Raw genomic sequence first — 24,423 nt, forward strand, 5'->3', positions numbered from 1 at the left:
CATGTATACCCTGGCCCGCCAGCTGCTGTTCAAGCTTTCTCCGGAAACCTCCCACGACCTGTCCCTGGACCTGATCGGTGCCGGTGGCCGCCTTGGCCTTAACGGCATGCTGTGCAAGCAGCCGGCAGCATTGCCGGTCACGGTCATGGGCTTGAACTTCGCCAACCCGGTGGGCCTGGCTGCCGGCCTGGACAAAAACGGCGCAGCCATCGACGGTTTCGCCCAGCTGGGTTTCGGTTTTGTCGAAATCGGCACCGTCACCCCGCGGCCGCAGCCGGGTAACCCCAAGCCGCGGCTGTTCCGATTGCCGGAAGCCACGGCCATCATCAACCGCATGGGCTTCAACAACCTGGGTGTTGATAACCTGCTCGACCGGGTACGTGCGTCGCGTTACAAGGGCGTGCTGGGCATCAACATCGGCAAGAACTTCGACACCCCGGTGGAGCGTGCCGTCGATGATTACCTGATCTGCCTGGACAAGGTGTACACCGCCGCCAGCTATATCACCGTCAACGTCAGCTCGCCGAACACCCCCGGCCTGCGCAGCCTGCAGTTCGGCGATTCGCTCAAGCAGTTGCTCGATGCCCTGGCCGTGCGCCGTGAGCAGCTGGCCGCTACCCATGGCAAGCGCGTGCCGCTGGCCATCAAGATTGCCCCGGACATGAGTGACGAAGAAACCGCGCTGGTAGCCGCCGCCCTGATGGAATCGGGCATGGATGCGGTGATCGCCACCAACACCACGCTGGGTCGTGAAGGTGTCGAAGGGCTGCCGTATGGTGGCGAGGCGGGCGGCCTGTCGGGCGCGCCAGTGCTGGAGAAGAGCACCCACATCGTCAAGGTGCTGGCAGGTGAACTGGGCGGCAAACTGCCGATCATTGCTGCCGGTGGCATTACCGAAGGCCGTCACGCTGCCGAGAAAATCGCCGCCGGGGCGAGCCTGGTGCAGATCTATTCGGGCTTCATCTACAAGGGGCCGGCACTTGTCCGCGAGGCGGTGGACGCTATCGCGGCAATGCCACGGGTTTGATCGGCAGACAAAAAAAGGGCCCCTTCAAGGGGCCCCTGGGCCTTCGCCCGCCGCCCGGATGGGGCGTGCATGGTAAATCGAATTCAGTGTCCTCGATCAGCCAACGGCGTGATTTTCGTTGAGTCTATGGATACCAGCGGTGCCAGTCATTCCGTCCCAGTTATCACCGCGACCTTCGCGCCAGCCGTTGATCCAGGCTTGGCGAACAGAAGGAAGATTGAAGGGGCAAAGTTCGCGGGATTTGCCGGTGACCCCATATTGGTAGCCACGTGAATATGCTCTTTCCAACGGATCACGCTTAAGTCTTCTCATAGGGTGTTGCCCTCACTTGTTGACTGTAATGTCCCGTCGGCCTCTCTGAGGCCGGGCAGAGTCTTTCTGCCGGTTTGCGCTCGCTGCCGGCGTGGCGAGCTGAAAGTGCCGCCTCGTTGCGAAGCGGCCTGAGACCAGTTCTAACGAATGCGAGTCACGGTGTGAATGATCGATTTGTCATAAGCACGTAACCTTTCATAGGGTCAGGGGATAAGTAAATAAATGCGACTTAACCTTATTTGAGGTTTGGCCCGCTATGATCGGGGTTTGCTGATGATTGACGTCATTTCGCCAGCGTCTCTGGCGGGTGGCAGAAATAATTTGAAATGCGACGAAGGGTCACACAGGCCCCGGCATCGCCAGAATTTTTTGTACTGCCTGATGATCTAAGCTGTCTTTGCCACTGGGCCGAGCGCAGATCGGTCAGGCGGCCCGGCCCTTCGCGGCACGCTTATGTGCCGAAAGGGGCCACCCGCACGCCTGCTGGAAAGGCATGCGGGCAAACATCGCGGGGCGATGCGTCGCCTCGTCAGTCAAATAGCCCAAGGCTCTGGAATACTCATGTCGGACCGTTTCGAACTCTACCTCACCTGCCCTAAAGGCCTTGAAAGCCTGCTTGCCGAGGAGGCCAAGGGCCTTGGCCTTGACGAGGTGCGTGAGCACACCTCGGCCATCCGCGGCGCCGCCGACATGGAAACCGCCTACCGCCTGTGCGTATGGTCGCGCCTGGCCAACCGGGTGCTGCTGGTGCTCAAGCGCTTCTCCATGAAGAACGCCGACGACCTTTACGACGGCGTGAACGCGGTTGACTGGGCCGACCACCTGGCAGCCGACGGCACCCTGGCGGTGGAATTCAGCGGCCATGGCTCGGGCATCGACAACACGCACTTCGGTGCGCTGAAGGTCAAGGACGCCATCGTCGACAAGCTGCGCAACCGCGAAGGCCTGCGCCCGTCGGTGGAAAAAATCGACCCTGACGTGCGTGTGCACCTGCGCCTGGACCGTGGTGAGGCCATCCTTTCCCTCGACCTGTCCGGCCACAGCCTGCACCAGCGTGGCTACCGCCTGCAGCAAGGGGCTGCGCCGCTGAAGGAAAACCTGGCGGCGGCGGTGCTGATCCGCTCGGGCTGGCCGCGCATTGCCGCCGAAGGTGGCGCGCTGGCCGACCCGATGTGCGGTGTGGGCACCTTCCTGGTCGAAGCGGCGATGATCGCCGCCGATATCGCGCCCAACCTCAAGCGTGAGCGTTGGGGCTTCAGTGCCTGGCTCGGCCACGTGCCGGCGCTGTGGCGCAAGGTGCACGACGAGGCGCAGGCGCGGGCGCAGGCCGGCCTGGCCAAGCCACCGCTGTGGATCCGTGGCTACGAGGCCGACCCGCGGCTGATCCAGCCGGGCCGCAATAACGTCGAGCGTGCCGGGCTGGGCGACTGGGTGAAGATCTATCAGGGCGAGGTCAGCACCTTCGAACCACGCCCGGACCAGAACCAGAAAGGCCTGGTCATCAGCAACCCACCCTATGGCGAGCGCCTGGGTGACGAAGCCAGCTTGCTGTACCTCTATCAGAACGTGGGCGAGCGCCTGCGTCAGGCGTGCATGGGCTGGGAGGCGGCGGTGTTCACCGGCGCGCCGCAGCTGGGCAAGCGCATGGGTATTCGCAGCCACAAGCAGTACGCGTTCTGGAACGGCGCCTTGCCGTGCAAGCTGCTGCTGTTCAAGGTGCAGCCTGACCAGTTCGTGACGGGCGAGCGCCGCGAGGCACAGCCCGAAAGCGCGCAAGTCCGCGAACAGGCACCGTCGGTAGCCAGCGAGCCGGCGCGCCTGTCGGAAGGGGCGCAGATGTTTGCCAACCGTCTGCAGAAGAACCTCAAGCAACTGGGCAAGTGGGCTCGTCGCGAGCAGGTGGACTGCTACCGCCTGTACGATGCCGACATGCCCGAGTACGCCCTGGCAGTCGACCTGTACCACGACTGGGTGCATGTGCAGGAATACGCTGCGCCACGTTCGATCGACCCGGACAAGGCCCAATCGCGCCTGCTCGATGCCTTGGCGGCGATCCCTCAGGCACTGGGCATTTCGCCGCAGCGCGTGGTGCTCAAGCGCCGCGAGCGGCAGAGTGGTACCCGCCAGTACGAGCGCCAGGCCACCGAGGGCCGCTTCCAGGAAGTGAACGAAGGTGGCGTCAAGCTGCTGGTCAACCTCACCGACTACCTCGACACCGGTCTGTTCCTGGACCACCGTCCGATGCGCATGCGCATCCAGCGCGAGGCTGCCGGCAAGCGTTTCTTGAACCTGTTCTGCTACACCGCTACGGCGTCGGTGCATGCAGCCAAGGGCGGGGCGCGCAGCACCACCAGTGTCGACCTGTCGAAAACCTACCTCGACTGGGCGCGTCGCAACCTGGCGCTCAATGGCTTCTCCGAGCGCAACCGCCTGGAGCAGGGTGATGTGATGGCCTGGCTGGAAAGCAACCGCGACAGCTACGACCTGATCTTCATCGACCCGCCAACCTTCTCCAACTCCAAGCGTATGGAAGGCGTGTTCGATGTGCAGCGTGACCACGTGCAACTGCTGGACCTGGCCATGGCTCGGCTGGCGCCGGAGGGGGTGTTGTATTTCTCCAACAACTTCCGCAAGTTCCAGCTCGACGAGCACCTGATGGCACGCTATGCCGTGGAGGAAATCACCGCCCAGACCCTGGACCCGGACTTTGCCCGTAACAACCGCATCCACCGCGCCTGGCGTCTGCAATTGCGTTGAGCCGACGAGGTACGTTGCGCGGCTGATGGCCAATAGCTATAAATGAGGGCAGGGCAAGCTAATCCGCAGGACGCTGACGTGACGAGATGGGTGTATGTCAAAGTGTGGCGTGCGTGCGCGGTTATCTGGCCTGTGCACAGAAGCGGTGTCCGCCTGGGCGGTGGCGCTGGTGGTCTTGGTGGCGGGCGGCCTGTTGACGGCCGCCTTGGCGCTTGCCGCGCAGGGTGTCTACAAGCAGCAGTTGCGCCAGCGTTTCGAGTTGCTGGCCAGCGAGCGCTTCAGCCGCATTGCTGAACGCTTCGATGAACAGCAGCAGCGGCTGGACGGCCTGCGGCGGTTCTTCGGCTTTTCCAACACAGTCACCTCACTTGAATTTGACGGTTACACCAGGCCGTTGCTGCAGCGCACGCTGGCCTACGCCTGGGCGCCCCGCGTCGAAGCTGCGCAACGCGCCGAGTTCGAGCGCCATGCGCGTGAGCATTCGGGCCCGGGCTATGTAATCCGTGATCAGGACGCGCAAGGCCAGTGGCGCCCCGCGCCACAGCGCGACCATTACTTCCCTGTGCTGTATACCCAATCGGGTGAAATGCCCGGGCTGCCGTATGGGCTGGATCTTGCCGGCCAAGGTGCGGCCCAGGCCGCGCTGGCGCGCGCACTCGGGCCTGGCAGCATGGCGGTGTCAGAACCCCTGGCCTTGTACGATATTCCTTCGTACGCGCGTGGTCTGCTGCTGGTGGCGCCGGTGTTTTCCGACGCAAACGAGCATGGCGCAGCAGCAGGCTACGTCATGGCCTTGCTGAGCATGCGCGAGCTGGTGAGCGATGGGCGGCCAGTGGCGACGGATGACAACCTGGTGGTGCGTATCGTTGATCCGTCCGGCTTGCAAGGGCCGGAAGTGATGTTCGACTCGCTGAACCAGGCAGCCCCCTTGTCGCTGGCCAGCAACCAAGTGTTGCAGCTGGCCGACCATCGCTTTGAGTTGAGCATCCTGCCGAGCCTGGCCTTCTTGCAGGCTAATCGTTCGTCAGCTGTGCTGGCAGTCGTTCTACTGGGCGGGTTGTTGAGCCTGCTGCTCAGCGCCTTGCTGTACAACCTGTTCAGCCAGCGCCAGCGCGCCCTGGCCCTGGTCGAGCAGCGCACCGCCGAACTGCGGGTCAGCGAGCAGTCGCTGCGAGGTACCCACAACCAGTTGCGCAGCGTGCTGGATGCGGCCACCCAAGTGGCGATCATTGCCACCAACCTCAAGGGTGTAGTGAGTACGTTCAATGCCGGTGCAGAGCGTATGCTCGGTTATCCGGCCAGCGAGGCGATCGGCCAGCTTCGCCTTGACCACCTGGTGCTGCCCGAAGAACTGAGCCAGCGGGCTCAGGCGCTGAGCCTGCGCTATGGCCGCACGATCGCCGGTGGTCAGGCCATGTTCGCCGAAACGGTTCAAGCGCAGGGTGCCGAGCCTGGGGAGTGGACATTGTTGCGCGCCGATGGCAGTCAGCTGGTGGCCAACATGCTGGTTACCGCCATGCTGGATGAACAGGGTTTGTGGGTGGGCTATCTGGCCATCTGCATTGATGTCACAGAGCGGCGTCGGGTGCATGAGGCGCTGGCGGCGCGTGACCGACTGCTGGAAAAGCTCAGCGCCGAGGTGCCGGGCGGTATCTACCAGTATCGCCTCGATGCCAATGGTCATTCGTGCTTTCCCTATGCCAGCCAAGGGCTGTACGACATCTATGAAGTCGACCTGCAGCAGCTGCGCGAGGATGCCACGCTGGTGTTCGAGCGTATCCACCCCGACGACCTGGACCGCGTGCGCCGCTCGGTGCGTTATTCGGCCGAGCACCTGGCGCCCTGGCGCGAGGAATACCGGGTATGCCTGCCGCGTGCCGGGCTACGCTGGGTGCGTGGCGAAGCGACGCCAGAGGTGGGTGAGCAAGGCTGCACGCTGTGGCATGGCTACCTGACGGATATCTCCGACCTCAAGGGCGTGGAGGAGGAATTGAGGGCGTTGTCGGTGACCGATTCGCTGACGGGCATCCATAACCGCCGCTACTTTCAGGAGCGGCTCAAGGTTGAGCTGGAACGCGCCCAGCGCGAAGGCGTGGCGCTGGCCGTGATCATGCTCGACATCGATCACTTCAAATGCATCAACGACCGCTTCGGCCATGCCATGGGCGATCGCGTGCTGCGCAGCTTGTGCCAGCGTATCGGCCAGCGTTTGCGGCGTACTGATGTGTTCTGTCGGCTGGGCGGGGAAGAATTCATGGTGCTGTGCCCGGGCAGTGATGCTGAGCAGGCGCGGTTGTTAGCGCTTGAGTTATGGCAAGGGGTGCGCACGTTGCCGGTGGAAGGCGTGGGCCAGGTGACCGCGAGTTTTGGTGTGGCTGGCTGGCGGCCGGGGGAGGGTGCCGATGCCCTGCTGCTACGGGCTGATGCGGGTGTTTACATCGCGAAACAGGCCGGGCGGGACCGGGTGGAGGGGGAGTCGGCCTGTTAGCTGCCAGCTGTCTGTGCCGGCCCTTTCGCGGCTAAAGCCGCTCCCACAGTGATCGCGCAAACTGTCACAGTTTGCGCAAGACACTTGCTCTCAGCCGCGAAAGGGCCGGTACGGACCAGCCAATCAGTTGGCCGCTGTGCTGCCGGCCAGCTTCGGCTGGCGGTACAGGTCCAGCAGGACTTGGTCGAGCACCTGCGAAGCACCCCACGGTTTCGGGTCGTTGAGAATCGCCGCCACCGCCCAGGTATGGCCGTTGCTGTCGCGGCTGAAGCCGGCAATTGCCCGCACGGTATTCAGCGTGCCGGTCTTGATGTGGCCTTCACCGGTCATGGCAGTGCGCTTCAGGCGCTTGCGCATGGTGCCGTCCATGCCCACCAGCGGCATGGAGCTCATGAATTCGGCAGCGTAGGGGCTCTTCCAGGCGGCCTGCAGCATCTGGGCCATCTCCCGGGTGCTGACCCGCTCGGCACGCGACAGGCCAGAGCCGTTCTCCATGACCAGATGCGGCGCGGTAATGCCCTTTTTTGCCAGCCACTGGCGCACCACGCGCTGGGCGGCGCGGGCATCGTCCCCATCGGCATCGGTGCGGAACTGCGCGCCAAGGCTCAGGAACAGCTGCTGGGCCATGGTGTTGTTGCTGTACTTGTTGATGTCACGGATCACTTCCACCAGGTCTGGCGAGAAGGCGCGGGCCAGCAGGCGAGCACTCTTGGGTACATTCTCGATGCGGTCGCCACCCTGGATACTGCCACCCAGCTCGTTCCAGATGGCGCGCACGGCACCGGCGGCGTAGGTGGCGTGATCGAGCAGCGACAGATAGGTCTGCGAGTTGCAGCCGTCACCCAGCTGGCCGCTGACGGTGACGCTGATGCCATCGGCCTGTGGCACCGGGTTGTAGCGCACATCGCCTGTGCACTGCTTCGAAGCCACCGCCTTGACCTGGTTGTCGATGCGGATGCTGGCAATCGGTGGCTCGACCGCAACGGTCACCTTGCCGCCATCGTTGCGGGCCACGAAGCGCAGCGCCTTGAGGTTGACCAGCAGCGAATCGGGCTTGACCAGGAACGGCTTGTTTTCATCGCCGCCGTCATCGTTGAACTGCGGCAGGTTGGGCTGCACGAAGTGGCTGCGGTCCAGCACCAGGTCACCGGTGATGGTGCGCACGCCATTGGCGCGCAGGTCACGCATCAGCAGCCACAGCTTTTCCATGTTCAGTTTCGGGTCGCCGCCACCTTTAAGGTACAGGTTACCGTTGAGCACGCCATTGCTCAGGGTACCGTCGGTATAAAACTCGGTTTTCCACTGGAAGGTCGGGCCGAGCAGTTCGAGGGCCGCGTAGGTGGTGACCAGTTTCATGGTCGAGGCCGGGTTCACCGACACATCGGCATTGAACACGGTGGGCGTGCCGGGGCCGTCCAGCGGCAGCATGACCAGCGACAGGGCCGTGTCCTGCAGCTTGTTGGCCTTGAGCGCCTGCTGCACTTTGGCGGGCAGGGTGGTATTGACGGTGGCGGCCTGGCTGGGCAATGCGAGTGGCAACAGCAGGCTTGCCAGAATGAGGGGACGAAGCGTTTTGATCATAATGGATAAATACCCTGCGGCGAGGGAAAAGGGCATTGGGGCTGTAAGAGATGATGGCCCCACGACGAAAGAGTACGCATTATGCCCCAAGCGTAGCGACGATGCGCCACGTTCGACGGAAAAGCACCGCCAATAAAAAAGGCCACCACAAGGGCAGCCTTTTCAGCGATCAAGCCAGGCAGGTATCACTCAGCCTTGTTGATCGGCTTTTCCGGGTACCAGGCGTCCAGCAGCGGGCTGACTTCGATCTTGGTCAGTTCGCTACGGCCCTTGAGCCAGGTTTCAACGGCAGCACGCTGTTCTTCGCTGACCGATCCGCGTTTGACCGAGCACACCAGGCCGTAATCGTCACCGCCTACATAGTCCAGGCCGTTGGCGTCCATCGCTTCTTCCAGGAACGCATCGAGGAAAGCATCGATTGCCTGGTCATCCAGATCTTCCTTGAATTCCAGGTTCAGCTCGAAGCCCAATTCCTGAAACTCGTCGACACACAGCTTTTTGCGCAGACGACGGGAGCGGTTTGTGGCCATGAAACAATCCTCTTAGGTAATAACGCCGCGCAGTCTACCAGTTAACACGTGGGGCTGCCTGCCTGAGTGCGTGCGCCGGTAGTCAGTTCGTTGGCCAACGCCCGTTCCACACGGCACATGTGCCGCGCCAGTGCCTGACGGCGCAAGCGCAACTGGGGGGTAGGCAAGCCGCGGGCCTCCAGGGCTTCGCAGGCCGCCATCAGGTCGCGGGCTTCCAGCATGCGCGCGGCACTCAGCACCTTGTGGGCCTGCTCGGCAATGGCCTCGCTGTCTTGCTCCGGGTGCAGCGCCATCAAGCTGGCCCGGTCGGCCTGCAGGCTTTGCTGCAAGGTCAGCAGGAAGCGCTGGCGGTCGTCGGGGTCATGCCCGATCACTGCAGCCAGGCCTTCCAGGTGGTACAGCTTGCGCCGGGGCTTTTGCTGGCGGCGCGGGCGAATGCCCGCCAGGCGCTGGCTGAGGGTGCCCAGGCTGATCGGCTTGAGCAGGCAGTCGTCCATACCGGCGCTCAGGCACTGGCGGCGCACCTCTGGCTGTGCGTTGGCGGTGTAGCCGAGAATGGTGCAGCGCTGCCGCTTGCCATGGCGTTCTTCGGCACGGACGGCGGTCGCCAGTTGGTATCCGTTCATGTGCGGCATGTTGCAGTCGAGCACCAGCACATCGAAGTCGCCTGCGCGCCAGGTGGCCAGGCCTTCACGGCCATCGCGGGCGCTGGCGTGCGGCAGGCCCAGGTAGCCGAGCTGCTGCGCCATCAGCTGCAGATTGGCCGGGTGGTCATCGATCACCAGCACATTCAGCCGCGGGTCAGGCACCTCGAGGTGTTCGAAGGGCGGCGCTGAATGCGGGGCGGCGTCAATGCGCTGCAGCGGCATTTTCAGGCGCACCTGGGTGCCAACATCTTCCAGGCTCTTGATGGTCAGGCTGCCGCCCATCATTTCGCACAGGCTGCGGCAGATGGCCAGGCCCAGCCCGGTACCCGCGCGGGCGCCCTGGCTATGCGGGTTGGCCTGTATGAACGGATTGAACAGGCGCTGCAGGTCGTCGGCATGGATGCCGATGCCGCTGTCGCGCACTTCCAGTTCCAGCACTGCGGGCAGGGTGCTGCCGTCATCCAGCAGGCCTACGCAGATGCGAACCTGGCCATGCTCGGTGAACTTGATGGCGTTGCTTACCAGGTTGGACAGCACTTGTTTGAAACGCAGCGGGTCGAGCAGTGCGTGGCAACGCGCGGCGGGTGCAATCATCACCTCCAGGGCAAGGCCTTTCTGGCGTGCCTGCCCCTCGAAAATGCGCCCTACCGATTCGACCAGGGCCGCAAGGTCGACGGCTTCCGGTGCCAGGGACAAGTGCCCGGATTCGATACGCGCGATATCGAGAATATCGCCGATCAGGCCCAGCAGGTCTTTGGCTGAGTGGTGGGCCAGTTCCAGTGCGCTGCGGTCCACCTGGCCCTGGTCGGCGCGTTTGACTGCCAGTTCGAGCATGCCGATGACGGCGTTCATCGGGGTGCGGATCTCATGGCTGATGGTGGCCAGGAAGGTGCTCTTTGCGCGGTTGGCGTCGTCGGCCTGCTGCTTGGCCTGACGCAACTCCATGACCAACTGGCGGCGTTCGCTGATGTCGATCCAGCCGCCGATGATGCCCTGTACTTCGCCCAGTGAGTCACGGTACGGCAGTATCCAGTGATAGATGGTCATTTCGCGGCCCTTGATCCGCAGTGGCCGGTCCATGATCAACGGCGAGCCTGCGGCCATGACTTTCAGATAGTCGGCCTGGATCTGCCGTGTCTGCTCGCTGTCGGCAAACAGGCTGGCGTCCAGCCGTTTGCCGATGACCTCGTCGGAGCGGGCCTGCACGGCTTCCAGATAGCTGTAGTTACAGCTTTGCAGGCACCCCTCGCGGTCACGCACGTACATGGGGTGGGGCGTGCCGTTGAGCAGGGCGCGCATGAACGCCAGTTGGTCGTTCAGTGCGCGTTCGGCGGTTTGGCGCTGGCGAATCTGCAAGCGCAAGCGGGCGTTCCAGAGCAAGGCCAGCAACAGCAGCGCGACCATGCCCAGCACCACTTGTAGCGCAAGCTGGCTGTAGTCTTTGCCACTGCCATCGTCGTGCTGCCCGAAGCCGCGCCAGCGGTTGTTGATCACCCCCAGCTCTTCGGGCGAGATGCTCAGTAGCGCCTTGTCGAGGATCGACTGCATCGCCTGTGACGGGGTGCTGGTGGCCATGGCGAAGTTGGCAGGCTCGCTGCCGACCGTGGTGCGGATGACCAGCCCAGGGTTGCTGGCCAAGGCATGGTTGGCGTCGATCAACGTGGTGATCACCGCATCGACGGCACCGCTGTTGAGCAAGGCCATGGAATAGTACGCGCTCTCGGTCTCGACCCAGCCGATTTTCGGATAGTGCCGGGACAACAGGGTGTCCATGGCGCTGTAGCGGGTAATGGCCACGCGATGCCCCTGCAACTGCTCCAGCGTGCTCATGCCCTTGTCATCCTTGCGGCCGACCAGCACGAAGGCGCTCTCCAGGTAGGCCCGGCTGACCTGCAGGTCGTCTTTGGTCACCCCGCCAGTGGCCAGTGCGGCAATCACATCGGCGCGGCCATCCTTGAGGCGGGCGATCATGTCGGCAATGCCGCTTGCACGCTGCACGTCAAAACGCAAACCGGTGCGCAGGCTGATGAGCTCCAGCAGGTCGGCTGTGATGCCGCGAAAATGCCCTGAGCCATCGAAATAGGATAGCGGCGCAGCCGTATCATCGATCGTTACGCGCATCACCGGGTGATCTTGCAGCCACTGTTCCTCGGCATCGGTCAGTTGCAGCTTGCGGTCAGTCAGCAGCAGGTCGCTGCCGGCGCTCCAGCGTTTGAAGATGCTGGCACGCAGTGCCGCAGGCTGGCTGTCCAGTGTGGTGTTCACCAGCGCCAGCAGTTGCGTGTCTTGCTGGCGCAAGGCAAAGCCGAAGCCGATGGCTTCGTGCTGGCCGAAATTGGCCATGCGCAGGCGTGGCAGGTGGCCGCGGTTAAGCAGGTAGTGGGTGGAGATGGTGTCGCCGATGTACACGTCGGCCTGGCCGAACGCCACGGCGTTCAAGGCTTGGCTGGAGGAGCCAAAGGCCAGTAGCTCGGCCATGGGGTAGGTGCGGCGTACCTCCTGCTTGGGCAGGTAATGGTAAAGCATGCCGAGGCGCAGGCCGGTCAGGTCCGCGTCCAGCGCCCGGGTTTCGTCTTCGCGTGTTACCAGCACCGGTTGGTCAACGGCATACGGATGCGACAGCGCCAGGCCGTCGCTGGCCGCTTCGTAGCCATTGGCGGTGCCAAGCAGGTCGATATCGCCATGCCTGAGCGCCTCCACTGCCGCCTGCCGGCTGGAGAAACGCAGCACCCGCACGGGTAACTGCAGGGCCGTGCCGATCAGGCTCGCGTACTCGGCGGTGAGGCCCTGGTAGTCGCGGCCGCCACTGGTGATGTCGAACGGCGGGTAATCCGGAGCCGACGTGCCCAGTACCAGTTCCTGACGGCTTTCGAGCCATCGCCGTTGTTCGGCCGTGAGCATGGGGCGGGTCGGCTTGGCTGATGACCGAGCCAGTAACGTATAGGATGAGGCCTCTTGATAGGTGGCCTGCACGACGCCGCTGAACAGGAGCAGGGCAAACAGCAGGCGAGCGAAAGGGCGCGGCATGACCATCCTCAGACCAGCGCGTTGCGTTTGGCAATTTCGATCAGGTCAACCAGTGTGTTGACCTGAAGTTTGTGCATGAGGCGCTTCTTGTAGGTGCTGACAGTCTTGCTGCTGAGGAACATGCCCTTGGCAATTTCCTTGTTGCTGCGGCCTTGGGCGAAGAGTTGCAGTACCATCAGTTCGCGGTCATTTACCTGCCTGAAGAGTTTCAGCTCGGCATCGGCTGTCTGGTCATGCTTTATTGCCTGGCTGGGGAAATAGTTGTAACCGGCCAGGACCGCCTTGATTGCACTGAGCAGTTCGCTCAGGTCTTCCTGCTTGCACACATAGCCTGCGGCGCCGGAGTGCATGCAACGTACGGCAAACAATGCGGGAGACTGCGCGGTCAATACCAGAACCTTCAATGGCAGGGCCATGGCCTGGAAGCGTGAAAGCACCTCCAGCCCGTCTAGCTTGGGGATGCTGATGTCGAGGATGACCAGGTCAGGGGCGGCTTCACGAATCATCTGCATGGCGTCCACGCCGTTGTCCGACTCGCCGACAATCTTGTAGTTCTGGTTTTCCAGCAGCATACGGACGGCCAGGCGGATGACAGGATGATCGTCGACAATAAATATGGAATGCATGTTCAACTTCCCTGCGGGCGATTGAGGGGGATAATCGGCACCTTATCGCAGTTGGAAGTCGTCAGACATGCGAGGAAGGGCGATTCGCCCTTTATGGGAAATGGCTTACAAGATAAAACAAAACGGGCTACGAATTTTGTGTGTTTGACCCAATGTCAAAGCGTGATTGGTAACTTTTCGTGCACTTTTACTCGGGCTGTTTAATTTGCCGTCAGTATATGTAGGAAGTTTCCTGCAATATGCGGTGCAGCACTGGCTCAAGGACCGTGGCTGCACCGGCGTGCTTCAGGTGGGGCTGGAGCGCCCGGTCATTTCCCGGGCCATTTCGCTGGCATAGCTGTCGGTCATCCCGGCGATGAAGTCGATCATGCGCAGGAAGGCACTGTGCAGCGAGGCACGTGGGTCCGGAGCATTGTTGCCGATCAGGTCCAGTACCCGGCGGCTCTTGAACGAGGGGGTGCGCCCACCGTGCTGTTCGAGCGCTGCGCCACAGAAGGTATTGAGCAAAATCTCCAAGGTGGTATAGGCACCAATTTCGTGCAGGGTTTTGCGCTTGTCCTGGAAGATCTTGTTGCGTGCCATGTCCTTGGCCTGCAGCACGCAGCGCTTGGCCGGGCCGTGCATGTGCTCTACCAGGTCGCCTGCCAGGTGCCCGGCCAGCAATGCCTGCTGCTGCTCGACGAACGCGTGGGCGGCAGCGTTGGTCAGGTGTTCGATAGCCTTGCCACGCAGAATCGCCAGTTTGCGCCGGCGGGAATCACGGGGGCCGAGCTGGCGGTAGGTTTCTGGCAGGTCTTCACCGACCAGGTCAAGCAGCAGGGCTTCGACTTCAGCGTATTCGAGCAACTCCATTTCCAGGCCGTCTTCCAGGTCGATCAGCGCATAGCAGATGTCATCGGCAGCCTCCATCAGGTAAACCAGCGGGTGGCGCGCCCAGCGCTGTTCTTCCAGTTGCGGCATGCCGAGCTTGCGGGCGATCTGCTCGAGCAGGGGCAGTTCGCTCTGGTAGCTGCCGAACTTGTGCTTCTTGTAGCCCAAGGCGTCGGCGTGGCGCGCGCTCCAGGGGTACTTCAGGTAAGTGCCGAGGGTGGCATACGTCAGCCGGGTACCGCCGTCGAACTGGTGATACTCCAGCTGGGTGAGCACACGAAAGCCTTGGGCATTGCCCTCGAAATTCAGAAAATCGGCCCGCTGGTCGTCGCTCATGTCATCCAGCCATCCACGCCCGGCTGCCTGCTGGAACCAGTGGCGGATGGCGTCCTCGCCGGAGTGGCCGAAGGGTGGGTTGCCGATGTCGTGGGCCAGGCACGCTGACTGCACGATCATCCCCAGGTCGCTGGGGGCGCACCAGTCGGGCAGGTTGTCGCGCAGTGTTTCGCCGACGCGCATGCCCAGGGAGCGACCGACACAACTGACTTCCAGTGAGTGGGTCAGGCGTGTGTGGATGTGGTCGTTGCTGGAAACCGGGTGTACCTGGGTCTTGCGCCCGAGGCGGCGAAAGGCACCAGAGAAGATGATGCGGTCATGGTCTTTGTGGAAGGGGCTGCGCCCGAGTTCATCGGCGCTATAAAGGGCTTTGCCCAGGCGTTCGCGGGTGAGCAGGGTGTGCCAGTCCAAGGCGCATTCTCCTGTGGATCGAAGGAAGCAGCATATCCTGCCGGAGCAGCCTTGTGCTGCGAAGAGGCCTGTTTGAGCGATACACGGGTATCGCCGGGCCGGGCTCTTCGCAGCACAAGGCTGCTCCTACAAAGGAATGTGCAGTGTTCAGGGGCGGCGGTTGCCTTGCAGGTACAGGCGCACCAGCGGCAGCAGGCTGCTGCCCAGGCGCACCAGCCGTGCCAGGTTACCGCTGCGCACGCCCTTGCCAGTGAGGAAGCCCAGCGCCACCACGGCACCAATCCCCCATAAAGGCGCATGCTTGATCCCCAACCCTGCGTGCAGCGAGCTGCCCATTCCGCGCACGCGGCGCAGCGGCTCCATCAGTTGCCCGGACTCATGGCGGATTTCCTGGCGGTGCATCTCCATGCGCAGGCGCAGCAGTGCTTTGCGCAGTTCGCGCGGGTTACGGGTGTTTGGCAGTTGTGGCAGGCTCATGGCAACAGGCGCTCCCGGTCCTTGGCGAGTTCTTCAAGGGTGGCCCCGAATGGCGACGATTCGTCGAACACCGCTGCCTTCAGGCGCAACCCGCAGTACAGCGCGGCAAAGCCATAGAACACGCACAGGCCGATGATGCCGGCCAGGCGATAGCTGTCCCACAGGAGCACCAGTAACAACCCGGAAAGGGCTGTCAGCAGCAGCAGGGCGAACACCAGGGCCAGGCCTGCGAACAGCAGCAACCGCAGGGTGCGGCCCTTTTGCTCCTGCAATTCGATGCCAAGCAGTTCGATGTGGCTGTGCAGCAGCCCCAGCGCAGCTGCGCCCAGGCGCTTGCCCGAGGCGCTGGCGCCGTTGGCGTCATTCTCCATGGGAACCCCTCAGCGCCGGTTGGCCAGCAGGCCGATCAACAGGCCGACGCCGGCGGCGATGCCGATTGCCTGCCACGGGTTTTCCTGCACGTACTGCTCGGCGCTGCCCAGCGCGGCCTGGCCGCGCTGGCGCACGGAGTCCTGGGTCAGTTGCAGGGTTTCGCGAGCCTGGGTCAGGCGGTCGTGAATCTGTTCGCGCAATTCGTCGGCCTGGTCGCCGGCCAGGTTGGCAGTGTCGGCCAGCAACCTCTCGGTGTCGCGTACCAACGCCTGGAAGTCAGCCATCAGTATCTCTTGTGCAGTCTTTGCCGATTTGCTGGCCATGGGCCTCTCCCTGTCGATGAGTGTTGGTAGTTCGAGTAATAGCACGCGCGGAAGGTTCAAGTGCCGGTGCTGGTATGGGCCTTGCTAAGTCATTGCCACGTTGCGGGGCGTCGCTGGCAGCGATTGCGCCGATTCAGGGCGTCAGCGCAGCGTGTACCGATAAACCTTAACCCAATCCACGACAAACCCAAGAAAAAACCACGCAGGCTCCGACCCGCTCACCGAAACAGGGCAGGGGGCTGGCACCGATTCGGTGCAGGGATGCAGGTTCTTGAACTGTCCTGGTGCCTTTTTTAGCAGGCCTGCCTATTTCATGGAAAACATGCACAGCGCAATGGACTCCCTCGTCCACGGTTCCAACACTCTGTTCATTCTCATGGGCGCCATCCTGGTGCTGGCGATGCATGCCGGCTTCGCCTTCCTTGAAGTGGGCACGGTACGCCACAAGAACCAGGTCAACGCCTTGTCGAAGATCCTCAGCGACTTTGCCATCTCGGCACTGGTGTATTTCTTCATTGGTTACTGGATAGCCTATGGTGTCCATTTCTTCCAGCCGGCAGCGGCGCTGGCCGTTGACCATGGTTATTCGCTGGTCAAGTGCTTCTTTCTGCTGACGTTCGCTGCGGCGATCCCGGCGATCATCTCCGGGGGTATCGCCGAGCGCGCGCGCTTCGTGCCGCAGTTGTGTGCCACGGCGTTGATCGTGGCGTTTATCTACCCGTTCTTCGAGGGGGTGGTGTGGAATGGCAACCTGGGGCTGCAAGCCTGGTTGCAGGCCCGCTTCGGCGCGCCTTTCCACGATTTTGCAGGCTCGGTGGTGGTGCACGCCATGGGCGGCTGGCTAGCCCTGGCGGCGGTATTGCTGCTGGGCGCGCGGCGTGGGCGCTACCGGGACGGCCGTTTGGTGGCGTTTGCGCCTTCGAGCATTCCGTTCCTGGCGTTGGGGTCGTGGATTCTGATCATCGGCTGGTTCGGCTTCAACGTGATGAGTGCACAGACGCTGCAAGGCGTCAGCGGCCTGGTAGCAATCAACTCGCTCATGGCCATGGTCGGAGGCACCCTGTCGGCCTTGCTGGCCGGGCGTAACGACCCGGGCTTCCTGCACAACGGGCCGCTGGCCGGCCTGGTGGCGATCTGCGCCGGCTCCGACCTGATGCACCCGATTGGCGCACTGGCCACCGGACTGGTGGCTGGCGCGTTGTTCGTCTGGACCTTCACTGCAGCGCAAAACCGCTGGAAGATCGACGACGTGCTGGGCGTGTGGCCACTGCACGGCCTGTGCGGCGTGTGGGGTGGCATTGCCTGCGGCGTCTTTGGCCAGACGGCACTGGGCGGAATGGGTGGTGTCAGCCTGGCCAGCCAGCTGCTGGGCAGCCTGATGGGCGTGCTGGTGGCATTGGCCGGCGGCTTTGCCGTGTATGGCGCAATCCGTGCGCTGCATGGGCTGCGCTTGAGTCATGAGCAGGAGTTTCAGGGCGCGGACTTGTCGCTGCACCGTATCGGCGCCACCAGCCAGGATTGAGCCAGGTCAGGTGCATGACGAGTGCGAGAGACCTAGAATAGGTATCTCTGCATGCCAACCGGGACCTGAGCCATGCCGCCTGAATGCCAACTGTTCGGTACCCTCGGCTGCCACCTGTGTGAAGTGGCCGAGGCCGTGCTGATGCCTTTTGTCGATCATGGCCTGTTGGTCGAGCTGGTCGACATCGCCGAGAGTGAGGTGCTGTTCGAGCGCTATGGCCTGATCATTCCGGTGTTGCGACGCTGCGACAATGCTGCTGAGCTGCACTGGCCGTTCGATGCCGAACAGGTGGTGGCGTTCCTGGGGCAATGATGGCTGCAGAGGAGTTGCAACCCTGCTCCATGAAGGGTGAAGCGAGCTGATGATCAGGTGCCGGCGCACTGGCGCCGGTCACCTTTCCCATCATCGGAATAGTTCGCCATGTTGATCACTCCACATTTCACGCTCGATGAAATGACCGTTTCCCAGCTCGCCGCCAGGGACGGGTTCGATAACACCCCACCTCCTGATGCCCGGGCCAACCTGCAATTGCTATGTTGTGCGCTGGAGCAGGTGCGCGCACTGTTCGGCGTGCCGATCATCGTCAGCAGCGGTTTTCGCAGCGAGAAGGTTAACCGGCTGATCGGCGGTGCCACCAACAGCCAGCATATTCAGGGGCTGGCGGCTGACTTCACGGTGATGGAAGTCAGCCCTCGGGAAACCGCTCGGCGGATCAACGAAAGTGCCGTGCCGTTCGATCAACTCATCCTGGAGTTCGACAGATGGGTGCATCTTTCGGTAACCCGTGGCACCCCGCGCAGGCAGGTTTTGACCCTGCGCAGAGGCAGCGGCTACCTGCCGGGGCTGCAATGAACCGCATTGACGGCGGCAAGGGGATGTTCGTATGCTGTATATAAATACAGTGTCGAGGTAACGTCATGCTCAACGTCGAGCAACTCAAGTACAGCGTCAACCGCATGCCCGTGGATCGGGTGGCTGACGCCGTTCTGGAACTGCGCCTCGAAGGCCTGGTGACCGACGACCGCACGCCGTTCGGTAAAGTCCACTTCAATACCTGCTTCGCCGAGATCGAGGCCTTGTTCCAGCGTGCCGGCTATCACCGCGGGCTGGATGTGGTGGGTTACCAGGGGTTGCTCTATGCCCTGTACGACCCCGGTCGTTGGGAACCGGTGCAGGTGTTGCGCTGGCTGAAGGAACGCAGCGAGGCGATAGTCCAGGCTGGTTGAGGGCGCGGGCTTGGGCGATAATGCGCGGCCGTGAACGTTTCGAGCCCTGCCATGACCGCGCCCTTCGACCCCGCCCGCCAGCAAGCCAGCACGGTGTGCCTGCCCCCCGGTAACTGGGCGACGGTGCTCGATTGCCTGTGCGACCATTTCAAGGCCATCGACCGCGCCCAGTGGCTTGACCGTTTTGCCCGTGGCCGGGTACTGGATGCCGAGGGGCGGGCGATTGCTGCCGAGTTACCCTACAAGCGTGGCCTGCGTTTGCACTACTTCCGCGAAGTGGCGAACGAGCGGCCGATCCCGGTGCAGGAAGTGGTACTGCACGCGGACGAACACTTGGTGGTGGCCGACAAGCCGCATTTCCTGCCGGTGACGCCGACGGGCGAGTACGTCGAGCAGACCTTGCTGCGCCGCCTGATTCGTCGCCTGGATAACCCGCATCTGGTGCCGTTGCACCGCATAGACCGGCACACCGCCGGGCTTGTGCTGTTTTCCGCCAACCCGCACAGCCGCAGCGTTTACCAACGCCTGTTCCCCGAGCGGCGCATCGACAAGCGCTACCAGGCCATTGCGGCGGCGATGCCGCAGCATGCATTTCCGCTGGTGCACAAAAGCCGCCTGGTGCATGGCGAGCCGTTTTTCCGTATGCATGAGGTGGAGGGTGAGGCCAACAGTGAAACCTTGGCCGAGGTGCTGGAAAAGAATGGGGAGCTGTGGCGCTATGGGCTGTCACCAGTGACCGGCAAGACCCATCAGTTGCGCGTGCACATGGCAGCCTTGGGGGCGGGAATCTGCAATGACCCGTTCTACCCGCAGCTGCTTACTGCAGAGGATGACTACCAACGGCCGCTGAAACTGCTGGCGCAGAGCTTGCGTTTCGAAGACCCGTTGAGCGGCGAAGAACGCTATTTCGAGAGCCGCCTGCGGCTGGACTGGTAACACAGACCGCAGGCATACGCGGCCCTTGTGGCAGCGGGCATGCCCGCGAACACCGGCAGGGCCGGTGCCATCCACCGCGTTGGTTTCTTCGCGGGCATGCCCGCTCCCACAGGGACGTCGCAGGCTCCAAGGTCACTAGGTTCCTGTGGGAGCGGCTTCAGCCGCGAATACCGGAGCGTCAGCGGTTGAACCGCTCCACCAGCGAATACTGGCTACCCGCTGTGCTGGTCAGCGCCTCGCTCAGCAGTGCTGAATGCTGCGCCTGTTCGGCGGTCTGGTCGGCCAGTTCGGCGATGGTGCTGATGTTGCGGCTGATCTCGTCGGCCACTGCAGTCTGCTCCTCGGTCGCAGCGGCAATCTGGGTGGCCATATCGGTGATGTTGGCCACCGCTTCGCTGATCCCCACCAATGCCTCATCAGCCTGCATCACCCGGTCGACACCTTCCTGCGCCTGACGGTGGCCGGTTTCCATGGTCAGCACGGCGTTGCTGGCAGTTTGTTGCAGCTTGGCGATCAGGCCGTGGATCTGCCCGGTGGATTCGGCAGTGCGCTGGGCCAGCTGGCGGACTTCGTCGGCCACCACGGCAAAGCCACGGCCCATCTCGCCGGCACGCGCCGCTTCAATGGCCGCGTTCAGTGCCAGCAGGTTAGTCTGGTCGGCAATGCCCTTGATCACATCGACCACGCCACCAATCTCGTCGCTGTCCTTGGCCAGTTGGGTAACCGTCTGACCGGTTTCGCCCACCGCTGCCGACAGACGCTCGATGGCCTCGCGGGTTTCCCCGGCAATCTGCCGGCCCTGGCTGGTCAGGCGGTTGGCTTCCTGGGTGGCGTCGGCCGTGCGCTGTACGTGGTTGGCCACTTCCTGCGTGGTGGCGGCCATCTGGTTGACGGCGGCGGCGACCTGCTCGGTTTCCACCCGCTGGCGCTCCAGCCCCGACGAACTCTTGTGTGCCAAGGCGTCGGACTGGCGCGCCTGGTCGCTGAGGTGTTCGGCACTGTCCTGCAAGCGGGTCAGGCAGGTTTTCATGCGGGCATCCTGGCTGAGCATGGCCATCTCCAGACGCGCCTGCACGCCACGGCTGTCGGTGTACATCTGCGCGATCAGCGGGTCGGAGGTGGTCTGTTCGGCCAGGCGCAACAGGCGTTTGAGGCCACGCTGCTGCCAGCTCAAGCCCAGCAGGCCCAAGGGGACGGATAGCCCGGCAGCCAGGGCAAAGCCCCAGGAATGGCCCAGCCAGTTGCCGATCAGGAAGCCTACCTGGCTGATCAGGATGAACGGCAGCCAGTCCTGGAGCACCGGCAGCCACTTGTCCCTGCGAGGTACTGCGGGCTTGCCTTGGTTGATGCGTTGGTACAGGGCCTCGGCGCGGCGAATCTGCTCGGCGGTTGGCTTGACCCGCACCGACTCGAAACCGATGACCTGGTTATTGTCGTAAATCGGTGTGACGTAGGCGTTGACCCAGTAGTGGTCCCCGGACTTGCAACGGTTCTTGACGATGCCCATCCACGGCTGGCCCTGCTTGAGGGTTTGCCACATATGGGCAAACACGGCAGGCGGCACATCGGGGTGGCGTACCAGGTTGTGCGGCGCCCCGGTCAACTCCTCGCGGGTGAAACCACTGATGTCGATGAAGGCATCGTTACAGTAAGTGATCACGCCCTTGGCGTTGGTGGTGGAGATCAACCGCTGCTGGGCAGGGAAAGTCCGTTCTCTCTGGGTAATCGGCTGGTTGTTACGCATGGGTTGATAGTCCGCAGGGCTTTGGACAGGTATCGGCAAGCTATGGGTTTTATTGAATGATTATTTAATGTGGCTGCGTTTGTTCGTCGTTGGGGCTCTGGCGCCTGTGAAATCGAGCGCCGCCTGCGCGGCGCATCGCGAGCTGGCGCTCGCTCCTACGTTTGTTTCGGGCCAATTTTTCCTGTGCAATTTGCGCGCGAACGCCTTGGTGCATGGCGCAATATCTCGTCGTACACACAAGGCGGTCGCGCGCGCCTGCCACAGGCATAACTGGCCCGAAACAAACGTAGGAGCGAGCGCCAGCTCGCGATGCGCCGCGCGGGCGGCGCTCGGTCTCGGGAGCGCCGCAAATCTGCAGCCGAACCTCCCAGCCTCAGCCAGCGATCATCTGTCGCAACACATAGTGCAGGATTCCGCCGGCCTTGAAGTACTCCACCTCATTCAAGGTATCGATCCGGCACAACACTTCGATCTGTTCCTGCTGCCCGTCTTCGCGGGTAATGCGCAACGGCAGGCTCATGCCCGGGCGGATCTGTGCACCGTTCAAGCCCAGCACATCGATCCGCTCCTTGCCGGTCAGCACCAGTTGCTTGCGGTCGTGGCCGGCCTTGAACTGCAGCGGCAGCACGCCCATGCCCACCAGGTTGGAGCGGTGAATGCGCTCGAAACTCTCCGCCAGCACCGCTTTGATGCCCAGCAGGTTTGTACCCTTGGCCGCCCAGTCGCGGCTCGAGCCGGTGCCGTATTCCTGGCCGGCGATTACCACCAGTGGGGTGCCTTCCTGCTGGTAGCGCATGGCCGCGTCGTAGATCGACAGCTTTTCGCCAGTAGGCACGTGCAAGGTATTGCCGCCTTCTTCCCCGCCCAGCATTTCGTTGCGGATACGGATGTTGGCGAAGGTGCCGCGCATCATGACTTCATGGTTGCCGCGCCGCGAACCGTATGAGTTGAAATCGCGCGGTTCCACGCCCTTTTCACGCAGGTAGCGCCCGGCAGGGCTGTCGGCCTTGATGTTGCCGGCAGGGGAGATGTGGTCGGTGGTCACCGAGTCGCCCAGCAGCGCCAGCACCCGGGCGCCTTGGATGTCGGCGATTTGTGGCGGCGGCCCGGCGATATCGTCGAAGAACGGCGGGTGCTGAATGTAGGTTGAGTCGGCCTGCCACACATAGGTGGCAGCCTGTGGCACCTCGATGGCCTGCCACTGCGCATCGCCGGCAAACACTTCGGCGTATTCCTTGTGGAACATCGCGGTATCGACCTTGGCCACGGCCGCAGCAATTTCCTGCTGGCTGGGCCAGATATCGTGCAGGTACACCGGTTGCCCGTCCTTGCCGGTGCCCAGCGGGTCGCGAGTCAGGTCAAGGCGAACGCTGCCGGCCAGTGCGTAAGCCACTACCAACGGTGGCGAAGCCAGCCAGTTGGTTTTGACCAGTGGGTGCACGCGGCCTTCGAAGTTGCGGTTGCCCGACAGCACCGAGGCTACGGTAAGGTCGGCGCTGCCGATGGCTTTCTCGATCGCTTCGTCCAGCGGGCCCGAGTTGCCGATGCAGGTGGTGCAGCCATAGCCGACCAGGTCGAAGCCCAGTTGCTCAAGGTAGGGGGTGAGCCCGGCGGCCTTGAAATAGTCCGTGACAACCTTGGAGCCTGGTGCCAGGGAACTCTTGACCCAGGGTTTGCGTTGCAGGCCTTTTTCCACGGCCTTTTTGGCCACCAGCCCGGCAGCCATCATCACGCTGGGGTTGGAGGTGTTGGTGCACGAGGTGATCGCCGCAATTACCACGGCGCCATCGCGCAGGGTGTGAGTCTGGCCTGCATGGCTGTAATCGATCTCGCCAGCCTGGTCGGCGTTGCCCACCGCTACGCCGCCCCCGCCCTCGCTTTCCAGGCGGCCGACTTCTTTTGCCAGTGGCTTGGGCTGCAGTTCGATGAAATGGTCAAAGGCCTGACTGACCTGGCCCAGCGCCACGCGGTCCTGTGGCCGTTTCGGCCCGGCCAGGCTTGCTTCGACCTCGTGCATGTCCAGTGCCAGGCTGTCGCTGAACAGCGGCTCCTGCCCCGACAGGCGCCACAGGCCTTGGGCCTTGCAGTACTGCTCGACCAGTTGCACTGTCGCTTCGGGGCGGCCCGACAGGCGCAGATAGTCCAGCGTCACCTGGTCAACCGGGAAGAAACCGCAGGTGGCGCCATATTCGGGCGCCATATTGGCGATGGTCGCACGGTCAGCCAAGGGCAGCTCGGCCAGGCCGTCGCCATAAAATTCGACGAACTTGCCCACCACACCCTTCTTGCGCAGCATCTGCGTCACCGTCAGTACCAGGTCAGTGGCGGTAATACCTTCGCGCAGCTTGCCGGTCAGTTTGAAGCCGATTACCTCGGGGATCAGCATCGACACGGGTTGGCCGAGCATGGCCGCCTCGGCTTCGATGCCACCGACACCCCAGCCGAGCACGCCCAGGCCATTGATCATGGTGGTGTGCGAGTCGGTACCGACAAGGGTGTCGGGGAAGGCGTAGGTGCGGCCATCGGCTTCACGGGTCCAAACCGTACGGCCCAGGTATTCAAGGTTGACCTGGTGGCAGATGCCGGTGCCCGGCGGCACTACGCGGAAGTTGTCGAAGGCGCTCTGCCCCCAGCGCAAGAAAGCATAGCGCTCGCCATTGCGCTGCATTTCGATGTCCACGTTCTCGTGGAAGGCCTGCGGCGTGCCGTAATGGTCGACCATTACCGAGTGGTCGATCACCAGGTCCACCGGTGACAACGGGTTGATCCGCTGGGGGTCGCCGCCGGCCTTGGCCATTGCCGCGCGCATGGCGGCCAGGTCGACCACGGCCGGCACACCGGTGAAGTCCTGCATCAGCACCCGCGCCGGGCGGTACTGGATCTCGCGATCAGAACGCCGCTCGCTCAGCCACTGGGCGAGGGCGCGCAAGTCGTCGCCGGTGACGGTATGGCCGTCCTCCCAGCGCAGCAGGTTTTCCAGCAGCACTTTCAGCGACATGGGCAAGCGTTGCAGGTCACCCAACTGGCGGGCGGCCTCGGTAAGGCTGAAATAATGGTAGGTCTGGTCCCCGACCTGGAGGGGCTTGAGGGTGTTCAGGCTATCGAGCGAGGGCATTGCCAACTCCTTCTGCGCCGGTGCCCGGCAAATATTAAAGGTCTGCCGGTGTCACCGCTCTGTGTCGATCCGCACGGTACGGACCTGGCTGAGTGG

At 63.0% G+C, this 24,423-nt stretch carries 19 protein-coding genes; 8 read left to right on the plus strand and 11 right to left on the minus strand.

From position 1 onward, the window contains the following. Position 1: 1 nt before the first annotated feature. Entirely contained in the window at positions 2-1,027 is a 1,026-nt protein-coding gene (locus OZ911_RS07865) for a quinone-dependent dihydroorotate dehydrogenase (protein WP_060519036.1), read from the plus strand. Positions 1,028-1,123: 96 nt separating this feature from the next. Here the strand turns inward: OZ911_RS07865 and rmf are convergent, their stop codons facing one another. After that, positions 1,124-1,339 carry a BatR family protein gene (rmf, locus tag OZ911_RS07870; protein WP_003248687.1) on the minus strand — a complete coding sequence of 72 codons (216 nt, stop codon included), beginning with the start codon at positions 1,337-1,339 and terminating at the stop codon, positions 1,124-1,126. A gap of 561 nt (positions 1,340-1,900) precedes the next feature. Here rmf and rlmKL point away from each other — a divergent pair. Together rlmKL and OZ911_RS07880 are read left to right on the plus strand one after the other, a co-directional pair. After that, on the plus strand, positions 1,901-4,096 hold the full coding sequence (gene rlmKL, locus OZ911_RS07875) for a bifunctional 23S rRNA (guanine(2069)-N(7))-methyltransferase RlmK/23S rRNA (guanine(2445)-N(2))-methyltransferase RlmL (RefSeq protein ID WP_070086736.1): 2,196 nt from the start codon (positions 1,901-1,903) through the stop codon (positions 4,094-4,096). 94 nt (positions 4,097-4,190) lie between these two features. Further along, complete coding sequence (locus OZ911_RS07880; protein ID WP_023048314.1) at positions 4,191-6,584, plus strand: sensor domain-containing diguanylate cyclase; 2,394 nt, start codon at positions 4,191-4,193, stop codon at positions 6,582-6,584. A gap of 123 nt (positions 6,585-6,707) precedes the next feature. On the opposite strand, the gene dacB is transcribed toward OZ911_RS07880, so the two are convergent. The 8 genes from dacB to OZ911_RS07920 form a co-directional block, all read right to left on the minus strand. Further along, positions 6,708-8,165: a D-alanyl-D-alanine carboxypeptidase/D-alanyl-D-alanine endopeptidase gene (dacB, locus tag OZ911_RS07885; RefSeq protein WP_016485602.1), complete on the minus strand. Its 1,458-nt coding sequence runs from the start codon at positions 8,163-8,165 to the stop codon at positions 6,708-6,710. Between the two features lie 185 nt (positions 8,166-8,350). Beyond that, a complete protein-coding gene (locus tag OZ911_RS07890) occupies positions 8,351-8,695 on the minus strand; it encodes a YggL family protein (protein ID WP_016485603.1) in 345 nt (114 codons plus the stop codon). A 41-nt stretch (positions 8,696-8,736) separates the two neighbouring features. Then, positions 8,737-12,369 (minus strand): ATP-binding protein, encoded by a 3,633-nt coding sequence (locus OZ911_RS07895; protein WP_070086737.1) that lies wholly within the window; start codon positions 12,367-12,369, stop codon positions 8,737-8,739. An 8-nt stretch (positions 12,370-12,377) separates the two neighbouring features. After that, positions 12,378-12,995, minus strand: a complete 618-nt coding sequence (locus OZ911_RS07900; RefSeq protein ID WP_016485605.1) for a response regulator transcription factor — start codon at positions 12,993-12,995, stop codon at positions 12,378-12,380. Positions 12,996-13,280: 285 nt separating this feature from the next. Then, the gene (locus tag OZ911_RS07905) at positions 13,281-14,612 is read right to left on the minus strand and encodes a deoxyguanosinetriphosphate triphosphohydrolase (protein ID WP_016485606.1); all 1,332 of its coding nucleotides are present in this window, start codon (positions 14,610-14,612) and stop codon (positions 13,281-13,283) included. Positions 14,613-14,759: 147 nt separating this feature from the next. After that, a complete protein-coding gene (locus OZ911_RS07910; RefSeq protein WP_016485607.1) occupies positions 14,760-15,089 on the minus strand; it encodes a hypothetical protein in 330 nt (109 codons plus the stop codon). Then, positions 15,086-15,460 (minus strand): phage holin family protein, encoded by a 375-nt coding sequence (locus OZ911_RS07915; RefSeq protein WP_016485608.1) that lies wholly within the window; start codon positions 15,458-15,460, stop codon positions 15,086-15,088. Before OZ911_RS07915 ends, OZ911_RS07910 begins: the two co-directional genes overlap by 4 nt. Positions 15,461-15,469: 9 nt before the next feature. Continuing rightward, the gene (locus OZ911_RS07920; protein WP_016485609.1) at positions 15,470-15,784 is read right to left on the minus strand and encodes an ElaB/YgaM/YqjD family protein; all 315 of its coding nucleotides are present in this window, start codon (positions 15,782-15,784) and stop codon (positions 15,470-15,472) included. Positions 15,785-16,097: 313 nt separating this feature from the next. On the opposite strand from OZ911_RS07920, the gene OZ911_RS07925 reads away from it, so the two are divergent. The 5 genes from OZ911_RS07925 to OZ911_RS07945 all read left to right on the plus strand — a co-directional run bounded on the left by OZ911_RS07925 (position 16,098) and on the right by OZ911_RS07945 (position 19,468). After that, positions 16,098-17,306, plus strand: coding sequence for an ammonium transporter (locus OZ911_RS07925; RefSeq protein ID WP_016485610.1), 1,209 nt, complete (start codon positions 16,098-16,100; stop codon positions 17,304-17,306). 72 nt (positions 17,307-17,378) lie between these two features. Further along, a complete protein-coding gene (locus OZ911_RS07930) occupies positions 17,379-17,618 on the plus strand; it encodes a glutaredoxin family protein (protein ID WP_023047050.1) in 240 nt (79 codons plus the stop codon). Positions 17,619-17,726: 108 nt separating this feature from the next. After that, complete coding sequence (locus OZ911_RS07935; protein ID WP_016485612.1) at positions 17,727-18,158, plus strand: D-Ala-D-Ala carboxypeptidase family metallohydrolase; 432 nt, start codon at positions 17,727-17,729, stop codon at positions 18,156-18,158. 65 nt (positions 18,159-18,223) lie between these two features. Then, positions 18,224-18,532, plus strand: a complete 309-nt coding sequence (locus OZ911_RS07940; RefSeq protein ID WP_016485613.1) for a hypothetical protein — start codon at positions 18,224-18,226, stop codon at positions 18,530-18,532. A gap of 51 nt (positions 18,533-18,583) precedes the next feature. Continuing rightward, a complete protein-coding gene (locus OZ911_RS07945; protein ID WP_016485614.1) occupies positions 18,584-19,468 on the plus strand; it encodes a pseudouridine synthase in 885 nt (294 codons plus the stop codon). Positions 19,469-19,646: 178 nt separating this feature from the next. Here the strand turns inward: OZ911_RS07945 and aer are convergent, their stop codons facing one another. Together aer and acnA are read right to left on the minus strand one after the other, a co-directional pair. Next, entirely contained in the window at positions 19,647-21,212 is a 1,566-nt protein-coding gene (aer, locus tag OZ911_RS07950) for a methyl-accepting chemotaxis protein Aer (protein WP_016485615.1), read from the minus strand. A 373-nt stretch (positions 21,213-21,585) separates the two neighbouring features. Further along, the gene (acnA, locus tag OZ911_RS07955; RefSeq protein WP_070086975.1) at positions 21,586-24,327 is read right to left on the minus strand and encodes an aconitate hydratase AcnA; all 2,742 of its coding nucleotides are present in this window, start codon (positions 24,325-24,327) and stop codon (positions 21,586-21,588) included. Between the last annotated feature and the right edge of the window lie 96 nt (positions 24,328-24,423).

This window comes from Pseudomonas fortuita (assembly GCF_026898135.2).
In the GTDB taxonomy this organism is placed as follows: domain Bacteria; phylum Pseudomonadota; class Gammaproteobacteria; order Pseudomonadales; family Pseudomonadaceae; genus Aquipseudomonas; species Aquipseudomonas fortuita.